Source organism: Pseudomonas sp. LP_7_YM, assembly GCF_004364435.1.
In the GTDB taxonomy this organism is placed as follows: domain Bacteria; phylum Pseudomonadota; class Gammaproteobacteria; order Pseudomonadales; family Pseudomonadaceae; genus Aquipseudomonas.
In genome coordinates, this window is record NZ_SOCT01000001.1 from 924,611 (window position 1) to 940,391 (window position 15,781).

Genomic DNA, 15,781 nt, shown 5'->3' on the forward strand with positions numbered 1-15,781 from the left:
GTCTGAAAACAAAGAAGAGCATGCAATCGAACTTGAAGGGGAGCTTTGGCTCCCCTTCGTGCTGTCTGTCCTTTGCCAAATGTTCTTCAGCCTCGCTTTGTCCACTCACCCAGTTTGCTCACTCCCCTGTCAGGGCACACGCCAAACCACGTTGCCAGCAGCAATTGCACCCTGCCGATGTTCCCTCGTTGACATCTCCATCTCCGCAGGTTTACGTTAACGTAAAGGTGAAACACAATTACTACGCTCTGACAGCCCTCCAAAAACAACAAGGGAACGCAGTCTCATGAACTACCCCACGCTCAATTTCGGCCTCGGCGAAACCATTAACATGTTGCGCGACCAGTTGCAGGCCTTCGTTGCTGCCGAGATCTCCCCGCGCGCAGCACAGCTCGACAGGGACAATCTGTTTCCCGCCGACATGTGGCGCAAGTTCGGCGATATGGGTCTGCTCGGCATCACCGTCGATGAGCAATACGGCGGTGCTGGTCTGGGTTATTTGGCTCACGTGGTGGCGATGGAAGAAATCAGTCGTGGTTCGGCGTCCGTCGCGCTGTCCTACGGCGCCCACTCCAACCTGTGCGTCAACCAGATCAACCGCAACGGTAACCCTGAACAGAAAGCTCGTTACCTGCCCCCATTGATCAGCGGCGAACACATCGGGGCGCTGGCGATGAGTGAACCCAATGCCGGTTCGGATGTGGTGTCGATGAAACTGCGCGCCGACAAACGCGGCGATCGCTTCGTACTCAACGGCAGCAAAACCTGGATCACCAACGGGCCCGATGCCCACACTTACGTGATCTATGCCAAAACCGACCTGGAAAAAGGCGCCCATGGGATCAGCGCGTTCATCGTGGAGCGTGACTGGAAAGGTTTCTCACGCGGCAACAAGTTCGACAAGTTGGGCATGCGCGGCTCGCACACCTGCGAACTGTTTTTCGACGACGTTGAAGTTCCGGAAGAAAACCTGCTCGGCACCCTCAATGGTGGGGTAAAGGTGCTGATGAGCGGTCTGGATTACGAGCGCGTGGTGCTCTCCGGCGGACCGACCGGAATTATGCAGGCCTGCATGGACGTCGTTTTGCCCTATATCCACGACCGCAAGCAGTTCGGCCAGAGCATCGGCGAGTTCCAGTTGATTCAGGGCAAGGTTGCCGACATGTACACTCAGCTCAATGCCAGCCGCGCCTACCTGTATGCCGTGGCGCAGGCCTGTGAACGGGGTGAAACCACGCGCAAGGACGCCGCTGGCGTCATTCTCTACAGTGCCGAGCGGGCAACCCAGATGGCGCTTGACACTATCCAGATTCTGGGTGGCAACGGTTACATCAACGAATTCCCCGCAGGTCGCCTGCTGCGCGACGCCAAGCTCTACGAAATCGGCGCCGGCACCAGTGAGATTCGCCGCATGTTGATCGGTCGCGAACTGTTCAACGAAACGAAATGAAGCAGCCACGGGTTTCGCGCGGTAAGCGACGGGCGCAAGCAGCTCGTGCATGCCGTGACTTCGAAGTGACGACAGCGGTTGGAGCAAGCCTCACATGACCATTCTGAAAACCCAGCTCAATCCGCGCTCGGCGGAGTTTCTGGCTAACAGCGAAGCACTGCGCAAGCAGGTTGACGATTTGCGCAACCTTCTTGCTCAGGTCCATCAGGGCGGCGGGCCCAAGGCGCAGGAGCGTCACACCTCGCGAGGCAAGTTGTTGCCTCGTGAGCGCATCAATGGCTTGCTCGACAGCGGCTCGCCCTTCCTTGAAATCAGCCAGCTCGCGGCGCATGGCGTCTATGGCGAAGACGTGCCGGCAGCTGGCGTCATCGCAGGTATCGGCCGGGTGGAAGGCGTCGAGTGCATGATCATTGCCAATGACGCCACCGTCAAAGGCGGCTCGTACTACCCCCTGACCGTCAAGAAACACCTGCGCGCGCAAACCATCGCACAGCAGAATCGCCTGCCGTGCATTTATCTGGTGGACTCCGGTGGCGCCAACCTGCCGCGCCAGGACGAAGTGTTTCCGGACCGCGAGCATTTCGGGCGGATCTTCTTCAACCAGGCGAACATGAGCGCTCAAGGCATTCCGCAAATCGCCGTGGTCATGGGTTCCTGCACCGCAGGCGGCGCCTATGTACCGGCCATGGCCGACGAAGCCATTATGGTGCGCCAGCAGGCAACGATTTTCCTCGCAGGCCCGCCGCTGGTTAAAGCGGCCACGGGCGAGGTGGTCAGTGCCGAAGACCTGGGCGGTGCCGATGTGCACTGCAAGGTGTCTGGAGTAGCGGACCACTACGCTGAAAGCGATGAACACGCCCTGGCCCTGGCCCGGCGCAGCGTCGCTAACCTCAACTGGCGCAAGCAGGGCGAACTTCAGCGGCGCTCGCCGGCTGCCCCGCTGTATGCCAGTGATGAACTGTATGGGGTGATTTCCGCCGACCCCAAGCAGCCGTTCGATGTCCGCGAAGTCATTGCGCGGCTGGTCGATGGTTCCGCGTTCGATGAGTTCAAGGCGTTGTTCGGCACCACGCTGGTGTGCGGTTTCGCTCATCTGCACGGCTATCCGGTGGCGATCCTGGCCAATAACGGCATTCTGTTTGCCGAAGCCGCGCAGAAAGGCGCGCACTTCATTGAGCTGGCCTGCCAGCGCGGCATCCCGCTGCTCTTTCTGCAAAACATCACCGGTTTCATGGTCGGTCAGAAATACGAAGCTGGCGGCATCGCCAAGCACGGCGCCAAGTTGGTGACTGCGGTGGCGTGCGCCAACGTGCCGAAATTCACCGTGATCATCGGTGGCAGTTTCGGCGCCGGCAACTACGGCATGTGCGGACGCGCCTACGACCCGCGTTTCTTATGGATGTGGCCTAACGCGCGTATCGGCGTCATGGGCGGTGAACAGGCGGCGGGCGTGCTGGTTCAGGTCAAACGCGAACAGGCTGAACGCAGCGGCCAGTCCTTTACCGCCGAACAGGAAGCCTCGCTCAAACAACCGATTCTCGAGCAGTACGAACATCAGGGTCACCCCTACTACTCCAGCGCCAGGCTGTGGGACGACGGCGTCATTGACCCTGCGCAAACCCGCGAGATTCTTGCACTTGCCATCAGCGCGGCGCTCAACGCACCTATCGAACCGACCCGCTTCGGCGTGTTCCGGATGTGACCCGAGGACTGAACATGACCGATTTCGAAACCGTCGAGCTTGAGTACGATCCGCGCGGCTACGTCACGCTTTGGCTTAATCGAGCGGACAAGAACAACGCTTTCAACGCGCAGATGATTGGTGAACTGAACGTCGCCCTCGAGCGCATCCAGAGCGACGACAATCTGCGTTTCCTTCTCCTGCGTGCGCGTGGCCGGCACTTTAGCGCCGGGGCGGATCTGGCCTGGATGCAGGAATCTGCCAATCTGGACTACAACACCAACCTGGGCGACGCCCGTGAGTTGGGCGAACTGATGTACAACCTCGCCAAACTCAAATTGCCCTCCCTGGCCGTGGTGCAAGGGGCGGCGTATGGCGGCGCGTTGGGGCTGATCAGCTGTTGCGACATGGCCATCGGGGCCGACGACGCGCAGTTCTGCCTCTCGGAAGTCCGAATCGGCCTCGCCCCGGCGGTGATCAGCCCGTTCGTGGTGCAAGCCATTGGCGAACGGCACACACGCCGCTATGCACTGAGCGCCGAGCGTTTCGATGGACTGCGCGCGCGTGAGATCGGCCTGCTCGCCGAGTGTTACGCCGCCGCCGAGCTTGAAGGACAGGTGCAGCACTGGGTTGCCAATCTGTTGCTCAACAGCCCGCAGGCAATGCGCGTCAGCAAGGATCTGCTGTGTGAAGTCGGTCACGGCGAGCTAACCCCGGCCCTGCGCCGCTACTGTGAAAACGCAATTGCCCGCATCCGCGTCAGCCCTGAAGGCCAGGAAGGTTTGCGCGCGTTTTTGCACAAACGCGAACCCGGCTGGCGTGGCGAAAACAACAATAAAGGAGAATCACGTTGATGAGCGGCCCCAACACAATCGCCCTGTCTTCGGTACTGGTCGCCAACCGCGGCGAAATCGCTTGCCGGGTCATGCGCACGGCCAAGGCCATGGGCCTGACGACCGTTGCCGTCCACAGCGCGACCGATCGTGATGCCCGGCATGTGCGCGAGGCAGACATCGCGGTGAACCTGGGCGGCAGTAAAGCTGCCGACAGCTATCTGCAGATCGATAAAGTGATCGCTGCGGCTAAAAGCAGCGGCGCCCAGGCGATCCATCCAGGCTACGGGTTTCTTTCGGAAAATGCAGGTTTCGCGCGTGCTGTCGAGCAGGCAGGCCTGATATTTCTCGGCCCGCCCGCCTCCGCTATCGACGCCATGGGCAGCAAGTCAGCGGCCAAATCGCTGATGGAAACAGCCGGTGTGCCGCTGGTGCCCGGTTACCACGGCCAAGCACAGGATGCAGGGACATTCAGGGAAGCCGCAGCACGCATTGGCTATCCGGTGCTGCTCAAGGCCACCGCGGGCGGTGGTGGCAAAGGCATGAAAGTCGTTGAGCGTGATGAGGACCTGGCTGAAGCGCTGGCCTCGGCACAGCGCGAGGCGCAATCTTCCTTTGGCGATTCACGAATGCTGGTGGAGAAGTACGTCCTCAAGCCCCGTCACGTCGAGATCCAGGTCTTTGCCGACCAACACGGCCATTGCCTGTACCTCAATGAGCGGGATTGTTCGATCCAGCGGCGCCACCAGAAAGTCGTTGAAGAAGCCCCTGCCCCGGGCCTCACTCCCGAGTTACGCCGCGCCATGGGTGAAGCGGCCGTCCGCGCAGCTCAAACGATCGGTTATGTCGGTGCTGGCACGGTCGAGTTCCTGCTAGATGCTCGTGGCGAATTTTTCTTCATGGAGATGAATACGCGCCTGCAGGTCGAACACCCGGTCACCGAGGCGATCACCGGTCTTGATCTGGTCGCTTGGCAGATTCGCGTCGCCCAGGGAGAGCCACTGCCGATCACCCAGGCACAAGTACCGCTCAATGGCCATGCCATTGAAGTTCGGCTGTATGCCGAAGACCCGGCCAATGACTTTTTACCTGCGACGGGTAAGTTGCAGGTTTATCGCGAATCGACGCCTGGTTCCGGCCGACGTGTCGACAGCGGCGTTATCGAGGGCGATGAGGTCTCGCCATTTTACGACCCGATGCTGGGCAAGCTGATCGCCTGGGGCGAGAATCGCGAACAGGCGCGCTTACGACTGCTGGCCATGCTCGATGAGTTCGCCATCGGCGGATTACGCACCAATCTGGCGTTTCTGCGACGGATCATCGCTCATCCAGCCTTTGCCGATGCTGAACTGGATACCGGTTTCATCCCGCGTTATCAGGCCGATCTGCTGCCCGCCGCCGAGGCATTACCCGAAGCGTTCTGGCAAACGGCAGCGCAGGCGTATTGGCAGAGTACCCCGACTCAGGTACGTGAAGATGATCCTCACTCCCCTTGGGCTGGCGCTAACGGGCTGCGTCTGGCGCTGCCAACCGAGGTGGACATGCATCTTGGCTGCGCTGGTGAAACGCGCAAGGTTCGTTTGCGCAACGCTGCCAGCGATACCCCGCGACTTCAGGGCGATCAGCTCACCGTCGAGGAAGACGGCGTGCGCACCCGGACGCTGGCAATTCGTCGCGATGACAGGTTGTTTTTGCGTTGGCAGGGCGAGCTGCACATGGTCCACCGCGTGGACCCCATCGCGGCGGTAGAGGCCAGCCACACTCAGCATGGCGGGCTCAGTGCGCCAATGAACGGAAGCATCGTTCGGGTGCTGGTCAAGATCGGACAACGGGTGGAAGCAGGCACGCCACTGGTGGTGCTGGAAGCGATGAAAATGGAGCACAGCGTTCGCGCCGGTCAGGCCGGAACCGTTGCAGCGCTGTATTGCGCCGAAGGTGAGATGGTCAGCGAAGGGACGGTATTGGTAGAACTAGCCCCGCAGTAAACCCGTAAAAGCGCGCCTGCCTGCGATCACGTCAGATCAAGCAAAGACGTAACGAGTGATCTGACACCCCTTGCAGGCATGCGTGATATTCCCGCTACAGGTACGAGTGCGGGTGCGAGAGTCGCCAACCTCGCACTCGTTATTTTGTTAAGCCGCCACCTCATACAGCTTCGGCAATGCCACTTCCCCACTTAGCAGGCTTTGACGCATGCGTGCAGCCTGCAGGGCCGCCGCCTTCATCGCGCTTTCCTTTACCTGCCCGTAGCCGCGAATTCGCTCCGGCAGACGTGCCAGGCTCAAGGCTGTGTGACGATTGCCGGGCTTCAGGTGCGCCAGGATCAATTCGACATCCGCCACATAGCTGTCGATCAGCTCACGCTCTTGACGCCGCTCCAGGCTACGACCGAACGGATCGAAAGCGGTCCCACGGAGAAATTTGAATTTCGCCAGCACGTCGAATGCTTTCAGCATCCAGGGCCCGAAGCTGCGTTTGCGCGGCGTACCACTCTTCGGATCGCGCTTGGTCAGCCAGGACGGCGCCAGATGAAACTCCAGTCGATAGTCCCCTTCGAACTGAACGTTGAGCTGTTGCATGAACTCGCCGTTACTGTAAAGACGTGCGACCTCGTATTCATCCTTGTAGGCCAAAAGCTTGAAGTAACTGAACGCAACGGCTTCTGTCAGTGCCAGTGGCTCGCCGGGGAACAGACGACTTTCGACATCACGTACTTCGTTCACCAACTGCAGATAGCGCTGGCCGTAGGCCTGGTTCTGGTACTCGCCGAGGATTGTGCTGCTGTGGGCCAGACGTTGGTCCAGCGTCAGCAGTTCAGGCTCCTCGGTGACCGCCTGTGGATTGGCCGCTGCTTGTACCGCAGGCAGATCGAACGCTGCACGTCGGCCCCAGAGGAAGGCCTGCTGATTCAGATTGACCGCAACCCCGTTGAGCTCGATGGCCTTTTCTATGGCTGCCGATGTCAGCGGGATCAGGCCCATCTGGAAGGCATAGCCGAGCATGAACAGGTTGCTGGCAATGCTATCGCCCATCAGCTTGGTCGCAAGATCGGTGGCAGCGATGAAATGGGTCTTTTCAGCGCCGACCGCCTCACGAATGGTCTGCATCATGGCCTCGGCCGGAAACTCGGCGTCGGGGTTGCGGGTGAACTCCGCCGTTGGGGTTTGCTGACTGTTCACCACCGCGTGGGATTTGGCGCTGTTGAGCTTGGCAATCGCATCAGGACCGGACGCCACCAGCAGGTCGCAGCCCAGCAAAAGGTGCGCTTCCCCGGCAGCTATGCGCACAGCAAACAGATCCTGCTGACGTGCAGCGATCCGAATGTGGCTGACCACTGGGCCGAATTTCTGCGCCAGACCTGCCTGATCGAGCACGCTGCAGCCCTTGCCTTCCAGGTTCGCGGCATATCCCAGCATCGCGCCGACCGTGGTCACGCCGGTGCCGCCAACCCCTGGCAGCAGGATATTGAACGGCTGATCAAGGCTCGGCAGGATGGGCTCGGGCAGTTGAGCAAAGGCCTGAGCCTGCTTGGGCAGTTGAGGCTTGCGCAGTTGCCCGCCATGGACGGTGACGAAACTCGGGCAGAAACCCTCAACGCAGCTGAAGTCCTTGTTGCAGGCGTTCTGGTCGATTTCACGCTTGCGCCCTTCTGCGGTTTCTTTGGGCAGGATCGACAGGCAGCCGGATTTGGCGCCGCAATCGCCGCAGCCTTCGCATACGGCCGGATTGATGACGGCGCGTTTGTCGAGTTCGGCCATTTTCCCGCGTTTGCGCCGACGGCGCTTCTCGGTGGCGCAGGTCTGGTCATAGATGATCACCGACACGCCTTTGAACTCGCGCAGCTCACGCTGCACGCTGTCCAGATCGCGACGATGGTGGAAGGTGGTGATCGGCGCGAACTGCTCGCGGCTCGGGTATTTTTCCGGCTCGTCGGAGACCAGCGCGATGCGTTGCACACCCTCGTTGAACACCTGACGGCTCAGTTGATCGACCCGTAGGATACCGTCGATGGGCTGCCCGCCGGTCATGGCTACGGCATCGTTATAGAGAATCTTGTAGGTGATGTTGACCTTCGAGGCCACCGCCGCTCGCAGCGCCAGATGACCGGAGTGAAAGTAGGTGCCATCGCCCAGGTTCTGGAACACATGAGGCGTTTCGGTGAACGGCGCCTGGCCGATCCAGGTCACGCCCTCGCCGCCCATCTGGGTAAAGGTGTCGGTCTCCCGGTCCATCCAAATGGTCATGTAGTGGCAGCCAATACCGGCCAACGCCCGACTGCCTTCAGGCACCTTGGTCGACGTGTTATGCGGGCAGCCGGAACAGAAATGCGGGGTGCGCTGGGTAGTGAACAGCGGCGCGGCCAGCGCCGTTTCCTTGTCCTGCAGGAATTGCAGACGCGCGTCGATTTTCGCACTGCTGTAGATCGGCGCCAGGCGCCCGGCAATGACACGGGCGATCATGGCGGGCGTCAATTCCGCAAGGTTGGGCAACAACGAGCGCCCTTGTTCGTCGAACTCTCCGACGACACGCGGACGCTGGTCTACGGGCCAGTTGTACAGCTGGCCCGTCAACTGGTCTTCGATCACGCTGCGTTTTTCTTCAACCACCAGGATTTCATCCAAGCCCTCGGCAAAACCGTGAACCGATACCGGCTCCAGCGGCCAGCTCATGCCGACCTTGAGCACCCGGATACCCACCGACGCGCACAGATCCTCGTCAATGCCCAGCTCTTCCAGTGCCTGGCGCACATCGAGGTAGGACTTGCCGGTGGTGATGATGCCCAGACGCGGCTTGGGCGAATCGATGACGACCTTGTTCAGGTTATTGGCCCGCGCAAACGCACGCGCCGCGTAAATCTTGTAGGTGTTCAGCCGTGCTTCCTGCGCCAGCGGTGGGTCTGGCCAGCGAATGTGCAGACCGCCCTCGGGCAGCTGGAAGTCATCGGGAATACGAGTCTGGATGCGCAGCGGGTCAACCTCCACCATCGCGGAAGAGTCGACGTTCTCGGCAATGGTCTTCATCGCCACCCAGCAACCGCTGTAGCGCGACAACTCCCAGCCGATAATGCCGTAATCGAGAATCTCCTGAACGTTGCTCGGGTTGAGCACCGGGATCATCGAAGCAATGAAGGCGTGTTCGCTCTGGTGGGCAATGGTCGAGGATTTACAGCCATGGTCGTCACCCGCAAGGATCAGTACCCCGCCGTTTTGCGCAACGCCTGCAGAGTTTCCGTGTTTGAACACGTCGCCGCAACGATCAACACCCGGACCCTTGCCGTACCACAGGGCGAATACGCCGTCGTACTTGCCGTGGGGAAACAGGTTGACCTGCTGACTGCCCCAAACGGCGGTGGCCGCCAACTCCTCGTTGACGCCCGGTTGGAAATGGATGGCATTTTCCTGAAGATACTCCTTGGCATCCCACAGGCTCTTGTCGAGATTGCCCAGTGGCGACCCCCGATAGCCGGAAATGAAACCTGCGGTGTTCAGCCCACGGGCCTCATCGCGCTGCTTCTGGAGCATGGGCAAGCGGGTTAGCGCCTGGGTTCCGGTCAAGTAAAGATTGCCGGTTGCGAGTCGGTATTTATCATCCAGACGAATATCAGCCAAAGACATTCAGGCACTCCCTTATTTTTATTAGTGCGTTTTGAATGTGGCGAGCAGTGGTCGCGCAAGCTTTGTGGGCCGTGGTCCTGCCGCTCGGTCGCCGGGACGGTTCAACCCGGCGCCCACAGAGCCAATACTGCCTGCGGGCCAGAGGCTTTTTCTTTCTAATTTGGCTGAAATCTGCTCATATCCTGCATGCCTGTTTCAATTCAAGAATAAAAAAGGGTCATTTCATGCAGGTCAAACTCAGCCCCATTGATCGTAAGATTCTTCGCCTGTTACAGCACGACGCCGACCTCTCGGCCGCTGAAATCGCCGAGCGGGTGGAGCTTTCGCAGTCACCCTGCTGGCGGCGGATCAATCGCCTGGAAGAGGAAGGGGTAATCGAGCGCAAGGTCGCCCTGCTCAACCCCGCGAAGCTTGGGCTGACCATGACGGTGTTCGTGGATGTGAAGCTGTCAGGCCACGGTCGGCGTTACCTGACCGAATTCGAAGAGGCAATCATTGGCTACCCCGAGGTGCTGGAATGCTACACGATGGCCGGGGACATGGATTTCATGCTCAAGGTGGTGGTGCAGGACATCGCCAGCTATGAGCGTTTTCTACGCGATCATCTGCTGCAAAGCCCTCATGTTCAGGAGGCGCACTCGAACATTGCAATGAGTGTGGTGAAGCGAACAACTGAGTTGCCGATTGAATAACAGCAAGTTTTGCGCTGCAAGCCACAAGCGTGTCTGCGCCACACGTGCTGCTTGAGGCTTAAGGCCCAGGGCTTGAAGGTAACCGACTTTTTTCAAGAAAATGCAAAAAAACATTTGACATGCAAATGATAATGATTATTATTGAGCGCAACCGATCGCGAGATCGGCCGGTAACCCAGAAGCCTTAGGTCGGCTTCCGGATTATCTCCTCATCAGGCTAATCACGGTTTTTGACCCGGCTTTTGCCGGGTCTTTTTTTATGCCCTTTAAGGGTCTGGTTCGGTCGGGTGTTGCTTCTTCAGGCTAATGAAGAGGGTCTACTGTGCGATGGCGCGAATGATAGCAAAAGAACTACGCGCGCTGAACATGCGCAGCATTTAAAACGACATATCCGCTAGAGTTAATGAAACAACGACGTAACACTTGAGAATGAATCTCATAAGCATTGGCATCGTTCCGCATCACGGATGATGCCCCCGCCCTTGCCCAAGGACGATCCACGGATGACTCGCGAGTGAATTACCATGACTTATCACCTCAGCTCGATCTTCTCGCTTCCTAAAGCCCACCCGGAATCGCCTGTCAGCCAGCAAACGGACGCTTATCGGCGCCGCATTCAAAAACTGCCGCGCAGGATTCAGCAGGTCTTTTTGCTCAGTCGCCTCGACCAGCTCCCGTACACCGCCATTGCCCGCTTGCTCGAACTGGATATCGATGCGGTGGAGCGCAAGATGGTTCGTCTGCTTGAACAGTGCTGTGACCCGTCCGACGCGTCGTCGCAGGTCCAAAGCCGAGCCATGCGCTGGTATGTGCATCTGCAAAGCCCGCAGGCGACCGCCAGCCAGCGAATCGAGTTTCGCCACTGGCTGGATGCCGACGCCTCGCATCTCGCCGCATTCGAGGAAGCCGAACATCTATGGCGCAGGCTTCTGGCGCCGGCGACGCTCATGGGAGCGAGCGGCTGGCACCGGCGCAAGCGCCGCGGTTACCTGGGCTGGCTGATGCTGACGGCGTTTCTGTGCAGCCTGCTGGTCACGGCTGAGGCCTTTACCTGAGTCCCATCATCATCCGATTCTGTCGCTGGCAGGCGGCCTGATGCGTGTACAGTACCGTTCATTACAGCCATCCAATGGCGCTGAATTGGCACTAACGTACTCAGGACCTTTTCGTGACTCAGAACGCCCTATCCGTCACCTGTGATTTTGACAGCGGTAATATCGTCGTGCTCGATGCCAGCAATCCGCAGAATGTGCAACTGGCTATCCGCCCTGACACGCGCAGCGCGCATTTCCAGTGGTTTCACTTCAAAGTTGACGGCATGCAGGTCGGCGAGCCCCACGCCTTCAGCCTGACCAACGCCAGCGAATCGAGCTACAACCGCGCCTGGACCGGCTACAACGCCGCGGCATCCTACGATCAGAAAACCTGGTTCCGGGTACCCAGCGAGTTCGATGGCAAGGCGCTTAACTTCGCGCTTTCCTCGGAGCAGCCGCAGATATGGTTCGCCTATTTCGAGCCTTACAGTCGGCAGCGCCATGACTGGCTGGTGGATCAGGCGCTGCACCATGCAGGCACCCAATTGCTGGCCACAGGCTCCAGCTGTGAAGGCCGTAGCCTCGCGCTGTTGCGCAAAGGCGACGGTGCACCGGGCAAGCGCAAGATATGGATCATTGCCCAGCAGCATCCCGGCGAACACATGGCTGAATGGTTCATGGAAGGCGTCATCGAGCGCCTTCAGGAAAACGATGCCCAACTGCAGGCCCTGCTCGCCTCAGCAGACTTGTATCTGGTGCCGCACATGAATCCCGACGGATCGTTCCATGGTCACCTGCGCACCAACGCGCAGGGCCAGGACCTCAATCGCGCATGGCAGGACTCCACGCCCGAGTTGAGCCCGGAAGTGAGTTTCGTCAAGGAACAGATGGAAAAGTACGGCGTTGACCTGTTTCTCGACGTACACGGTGACGAAGAGATTCCCTATGTATTCACCGCAGCCTGTGAAGGCAACCCTGGCTACACCGACAAGCAGATGGCCCTGGAAGACGATTTCCGCACACGCCTGAGCGGGCTGACCGTGGATTTTCAGACCCGCTTTGGCTATCCGAAGGCGCAACCGGGCAAAGCCAACATGAACCTGGCGTGCAACAGCGTCGGTGAGCGTTATAAATGCCTGTCGTTGACCCTGGAAATGCCGTTCAAGGACAACGATGATGCGCCGGACCTCGTCACCGGCTGGTCGGGAAAACGCTCCAAACAACTGGCCAGGGATGTGTTGAGCGTGATGGGGCAAATGGTTTGCGTACTGCGCTGATCCAGGCTGGAACGCGCCTCGTCGGTAGGCGCGCTGCCTGCTGATGCGATCTGCCAGCGCCACTGGGGCAGCTGACATAACGCATTGGCGGGCAGGCAGGCGTCTACACCCAAGTCAGCCTCCACCCCGCGATTTACCCCGCAACATGCTGTCCAGCACTTCATCCCGCCGAATCCACCCATGAAACAGCGCAGCAGCCAGGTGCGTGAGGATGGTCAGGAAAAACAGATACGCCAGATACCGGTGGGCCTGCCGCAGAAAAGCGAAAGTGTGCGCATCGGGAGCGAGGATCGATGGCAGACGCAACGAACTGCCGAGCATGACCGGATCGCCCGCTGCCGAAATCATCGCCCAGCCAATCAGCGGCATAGCCAGCATCAGCGCATAGAGCAGGTAATGCGAGAGTTTGGCGGCCAGCACTTGCACTACGGGCAGATCGGCGGGTAGCGGCGGCGTTGGAGTGGTGATGCGTACGATCAACCGGACGACGACCAGTAGCAGAATCGTGACGCCCACCGGCTTGTGCAGGTTCAATAGCCATTCATGGCGTTCCGAAATTGACGCGGCCATCCCCGCCCCGATGAACAGCATGGCAATGACCATCACTGCCATCAGCCAATGCAGGGCACGGGCCAACGGAGCGAAATGCTTGACGGGCTTGTTCATGGCTGTTTCTCCTGGGCAGGCGTGGCGTGCAACTGATCAACTTCAGCGGTACGACGCAGGTACGAGGATGCGTATGCAGCCGATCGTGCCACCAGTAGCGGATCGTCCGAGCCTTCTATGCCGCTTGGCAGCACCAGCGGGTCGTAGTTGATGTCGCGGCACTGACCATCCAGTTGTGCACTGTCACTTTCCACGACCAGGGTGCCGGCGCTCACCGTCTTATGCTCGCCAGACCAGCTTTTGGATGCGTCGTTTGTCGAATCTGCGGCGTTGGCCAGCGTCAGCACCAAGTCCCAGCGTTGCGGCCCGCTGGCCAGTTTGGCGCTCAAGTCCTGTTGCAGGTAATCCTTGGTCTGCGGCGCGGGCGCATCGCTTTTGACCTGTGGTACCAGGCTCCAGCGTACGGGCTGACGCTTGCCCTGAGCATCTACCAGCACGAAGGCGTTGACGCTGTTGTAGGTCTCGGTCACGAAGCTGGCAGAGAGTTTGGCGGTTTTAACCCACGCAAGAAAGGGCTGGGCTTCGGGGTGTGCGGCGAAGAAAGCCGGCGGTCTGGCCGGATCGGGCTTGCCGGTCTTGGGGTCAGGCGCTGTGGCGATTTGCAGGTCGACGAAAGCTTGCGGCGTGCCCACCGGGAACACCGGCATGCTGTTCATCCCGCTGCGCCATTGCTGGCCGTTGGCTTGAGTGAACTGCACCGCGAAGCTGCGGATCGGCGCGGCGCTGTCAGGCGAATAGGGATTGCCGGTCGGCAGCGCAAGACGGCCTACGACGGGCGTACGGCCGCTGGCAAACACCTGGGCTTTGGACAGGGGCGCAGCGGCACCGTTGCTCTCGAAATAACCGGCGACGCAAATGCCTTTTGGATGATTCCGGCGATAGCCCGGATGCACACCATTGTTGTGTTCGAATACATCGACAACACGACCCGGGGTCAAACGCTGAGGATCAAGACTGCCGTTGACGTAGGCAAACGCCCCGGCAGCGATCAGCACTACCAGTGCGATGCCCGCCAGACGAACCAGTTTCTTCGAGGTGCCAAGAGGCGGTTTACGGGGGTACGGCGGCTCACGGTCAATCATCGGTCACACTCCGGGCCTTCGGCCTCTATGCACAATTGTTTTCAAGAATGCTGCGGCGGGACGCGGCACTGGCATTTCCATTCCATGAATCGATATTTATAGTCGCTGGCGACCGCATTCGCTGCCGTCGTGACCTCCGACTTCTTATGCAGGGCCTGCGACGTGCCAAGGTTTGCCTTTGCGCTGTAACGACATCGCGGCATATCAGCCATTTAGCCGGGACGGATCGCTTTGCAACAGTACCTGGTCATGAATATTGGCCAGGGTGTCCTTGAGCAGTGAAACACCCCGCCCTTGCTTTGCGGCCTTGTCCTGCTGCAAGCCTGTTGCAGGACCGACAGCAGCGGATCGCCATCGCCACGTTTGCGCGCTGCTTCTATCTGACTCACATAGCTCTTCAGCGCTATGGCCTGCTGATCGCTATTGCCAATAATGGCTGCGTTTTTCAAGTCGACCGCCAGGTTCAGCTCGCCCGAAGCTCCACTCAGATGAACCGTACGCTGGTCGGCGTCGGCCTGCATCTCCAGGATCTGCACGCCGGCGCCAGTTCAGCGGGCAAGCGCCTTGCCTGAGGACGAGGTCATCACCGACTGAGAAATGCCCTTTCCGGTCTCAGCCACCTGCGTCAACAGCGTGGCGCCCAGACCCTGAAAGCGACTGACGCCGGAAGAGGTGATGAAATTGCCCTGCATTGCCAAGGTGATCTTGTCCTGATGGGTGTATTCCCATGCAGGTGGCACCTCAGCGTCTGTCTTGAGGCTGCGGACGCTGTAAACCTGAGTATCGCTGACGCCAGTGTCCTGGCCCAGTGTGACGATGGACGAAGGAAGCGGATCCGTTGCGGCAGGCTTCGCGACCGGGTTAAGTGCTGTTGCATTTGCCACGACCTTCGCGACGATCAGAGGTTGTGCCGCAGAGATAGAAGAAAGCGCAGTCATAGCAGGTCCATGCTCGATTGAGTTGTTTTGTCCTACCCGGCATGTCGGCACTGCCCTCGACGTCTTGAGGCAACCGTCGGTGGCGCATTCCGCTCCTGGCGCTGGACATGCCAGGAAGGCCGCGTCAGTCCAGCGCAGTGGCAATTTCCTCAAGAATGACCGGATCATGGCCCTCAAGACCCAGGCACGGCGCAGTCACCGGCCATCCGGTTTCGGTTTGCCACCAGTGATCAAGTACGGGCTTGCCAGTGAGTTGTTCAAGCCATCAGTAGGTACTGGAGTCGAGCGTTTCACCGGCCAGAAACAGGTGCCGGGGAGAACTCAGATCGCGGCCCAAGCAAGTGGCCTTGCGGGTCTTCCTTACAGATGAGCTGGCCATCGGCAAACCAGCAATAGGTGCCATCGGGCAGGGCTTGCAGCACCTGCTGTGGCGCGCAGTACCAGGCCAACTGCCGCACTTGCTCTGCCCAATACGTCGCGGGGTCAGCGATAGAGCGTCTCTGCTCCCGGCCA

At 59.7% G+C, this 15,781-nt stretch carries 12 protein-coding genes and 1 pseudogene; 8 read left to right on the forward strand and 5 right to left on the reverse strand.

Going from position 1 to position 15,781, the window contains the following annotated elements; genetic code table 11:
* The first annotated feature begins 286 nt into the window (after window positions 1-286).
* The 4 genes from EC915_RS04100 to EC915_RS04115 all read left to right on the forward strand — a co-directional run bounded on the left by EC915_RS04100 (window position 287) and on the right by EC915_RS04115 (window position 5,949).
* On the forward strand, window positions 287-1,450 hold the full coding sequence (locus EC915_RS04100; RefSeq protein WP_133749223.1) for an isovaleryl-CoA dehydrogenase: 1,164 nt from the start codon (window positions 287-289) through the stop codon (window positions 1,448-1,450).
* 94 nt (window positions 1,451-1,544) lie between these two features.
* Window positions 1,545-3,152, forward strand: a complete 1,608-nt coding sequence (locus tag EC915_RS04105) for a carboxyl transferase domain-containing protein (protein ID WP_133749224.1) — start codon at window positions 1,545-1,547, stop codon at window positions 3,150-3,152.
* A 14-nt stretch (window positions 3,153-3,166) separates the two neighbouring features.
* Entirely contained in the window at window positions 3,167-3,985 is an 819-nt protein-coding gene (locus EC915_RS04110; RefSeq protein ID WP_133749225.1) for a gamma-carboxygeranoyl-CoA hydratase, read from the forward strand.
* Window positions 3,985-5,949, forward strand: a complete 1,965-nt coding sequence (locus EC915_RS04115; protein ID WP_133749226.1) for an acetyl/propionyl/methylcrotonyl-CoA carboxylase subunit alpha — start codon at window positions 3,985-3,987, stop codon at window positions 5,947-5,949. Before EC915_RS04110 ends, EC915_RS04115 begins: the two co-directional genes overlap by 1 nt.
* A 147-nt stretch (window positions 5,950-6,096) precedes the next feature.
* On the opposite strand, the gene EC915_RS04120 is transcribed toward EC915_RS04115, so the two are convergent.
* Entirely contained in the window at window positions 6,097-9,579 is a 3,483-nt protein-coding gene (locus EC915_RS04120) for an indolepyruvate ferredoxin oxidoreductase family protein (RefSeq protein WP_133749227.1), read from the reverse strand.
* A gap of 224 nt (window positions 9,580-9,803) precedes the next feature.
* Between EC915_RS04120 and EC915_RS04125 the strand changes: the two genes are divergently transcribed.
* From EC915_RS04125 to EC915_RS04135, 3 genes are all read left to right on the forward strand, one after another.
* A complete protein-coding gene (locus EC915_RS04125) occupies window positions 9,804-10,271 on the forward strand; it encodes an Lrp/AsnC family transcriptional regulator (RefSeq protein WP_133749228.1) in 468 nt (155 codons plus the stop codon).
* A 524-nt stretch (window positions 10,272-10,795) separates the two neighbouring features.
* Window positions 10,796-11,326, forward strand: coding sequence for a DUF4880 domain-containing protein (locus EC915_RS04130; protein ID WP_133749229.1), 531 nt, complete (start codon window positions 10,796-10,798; stop codon window positions 11,324-11,326).
* A gap of 113 nt (window positions 11,327-11,439) precedes the next feature.
* Window positions 11,440-12,582 carry a M14-type cytosolic carboxypeptidase gene (locus tag EC915_RS04135; protein WP_133749230.1) on the forward strand — a complete coding sequence of 381 codons (1,143 nt, stop codon included), beginning with the start codon at window positions 11,440-11,442 and terminating at the stop codon, window positions 12,580-12,582.
* Between the two features lie 114 nt (window positions 12,583-12,696).
* Here EC915_RS04135 and EC915_RS04140 read toward each other — a convergent pair whose 3' ends face one another.
* Window positions 12,697-13,248 carry a cytochrome b gene (locus tag EC915_RS04140; protein WP_133749231.1) on the reverse strand — a complete coding sequence of 184 codons (552 nt, stop codon included), beginning with the start codon at window positions 13,246-13,248 and terminating at the stop codon, window positions 12,697-12,699.
* Window positions 13,245-14,330, reverse strand: coding sequence for a catalase family peroxidase (locus tag EC915_RS04145; RefSeq protein WP_133749232.1), 1,086 nt, complete (start codon window positions 14,328-14,330; stop codon window positions 13,245-13,247). Before EC915_RS04145 ends, EC915_RS04140 begins: the two co-directional genes overlap by 4 nt.
* Window positions 14,331-14,608: 278 nt before the next feature.
* Here EC915_RS04145 and EC915_RS04150 point away from each other — a divergent pair, with 278 nt between their 5' ends.
* Window positions 14,609-14,902 (forward strand): hypothetical protein, encoded by a 294-nt coding sequence (locus EC915_RS04150; protein ID WP_133749233.1) that lies wholly within the window; start codon window positions 14,609-14,611, stop codon window positions 14,900-14,902.
* Here the strand turns inward: EC915_RS04150 and EC915_RS04155 are convergent.
* The gene (locus EC915_RS04155; protein WP_133749234.1) at window positions 14,879-15,268 is read right to left on the reverse strand and encodes a hypothetical protein; all 390 of its coding nucleotides are present in this window, start codon (window positions 15,266-15,268) and stop codon (window positions 14,879-14,881) included. The two genes, EC915_RS04150 and EC915_RS04155, sit on opposite strands and share 24 nt — an antisense overlap.
* Window positions 15,269-15,437: 169 nt before the next feature.
* A pseudogene (locus EC915_RS25115) lies at window positions 15,438-15,753 on the reverse strand (acetyl-coenzyme A synthetase N-terminal domain-containing protein); the annotation flags it as partial.
* Window positions 15,754-15,781: the final 28 nt, after the last annotated feature.

Coding starts and splice junctions, on each gene's coding strand:
- EC915_RS04110 (WP_133749225.1), top strand. CDS start 3,167: ATGACCGATTTCGAAACCGTCGAGCTTGAGTACGATCCGCGCGGCTAC.
- EC915_RS04105 (WP_133749224.1), top strand. CDS start 1,545: ATGACCATTCTGAAAACCCAGCTCAATCCGCGCTCGGCGGAGTTTCTG.
- EC915_RS04130 (WP_133749229.1), top strand. CDS start 10,796: ATGACTTATCACCTCAGCTCGATCTTCTCGCTTCCTAAAGCCCACCCG.
- EC915_RS04115 (WP_133749226.1), top strand. CDS start 3,985: ATGAGCGGCCCCAACACAATCGCCCTGTCTTCGGTACTGGTCGCCAAC.
- EC915_RS04155 (WP_133749234.1), bottom strand. CDS start 15,268: ATGACTGCGCTTTCTTCTATCTCTGCGGCACAACCTCTGATCGTCGCG.
- EC915_RS04145 (WP_133749232.1), bottom strand. CDS start 14,330: ATGATTGACCGTGAGCCGCCGTACCCCCGTAAACCGCCTCTTGGCACC.
- EC915_RS04140 (WP_133749231.1), bottom strand. CDS start 13,248: ATGAACAAGCCCGTCAAGCATTTCGCTCCGTTGGCCCGTGCCCTGCAT.
- EC915_RS04120 (WP_133749227.1), bottom strand. CDS start 9,579: ATGTCTTTGGCTGATATTCGTCTGGATGATAAATACCGACTCGCAACC.
- EC915_RS04100 (WP_133749223.1), top strand. CDS start 287: ATGAACTACCCCACGCTCAATTTCGGCCTCGGCGAAACCATTAACATG.
- EC915_RS04125 (WP_133749228.1), top strand. CDS start 9,804: ATGCAGGTCAAACTCAGCCCCATTGATCGTAAGATTCTTCGCCTGTTA.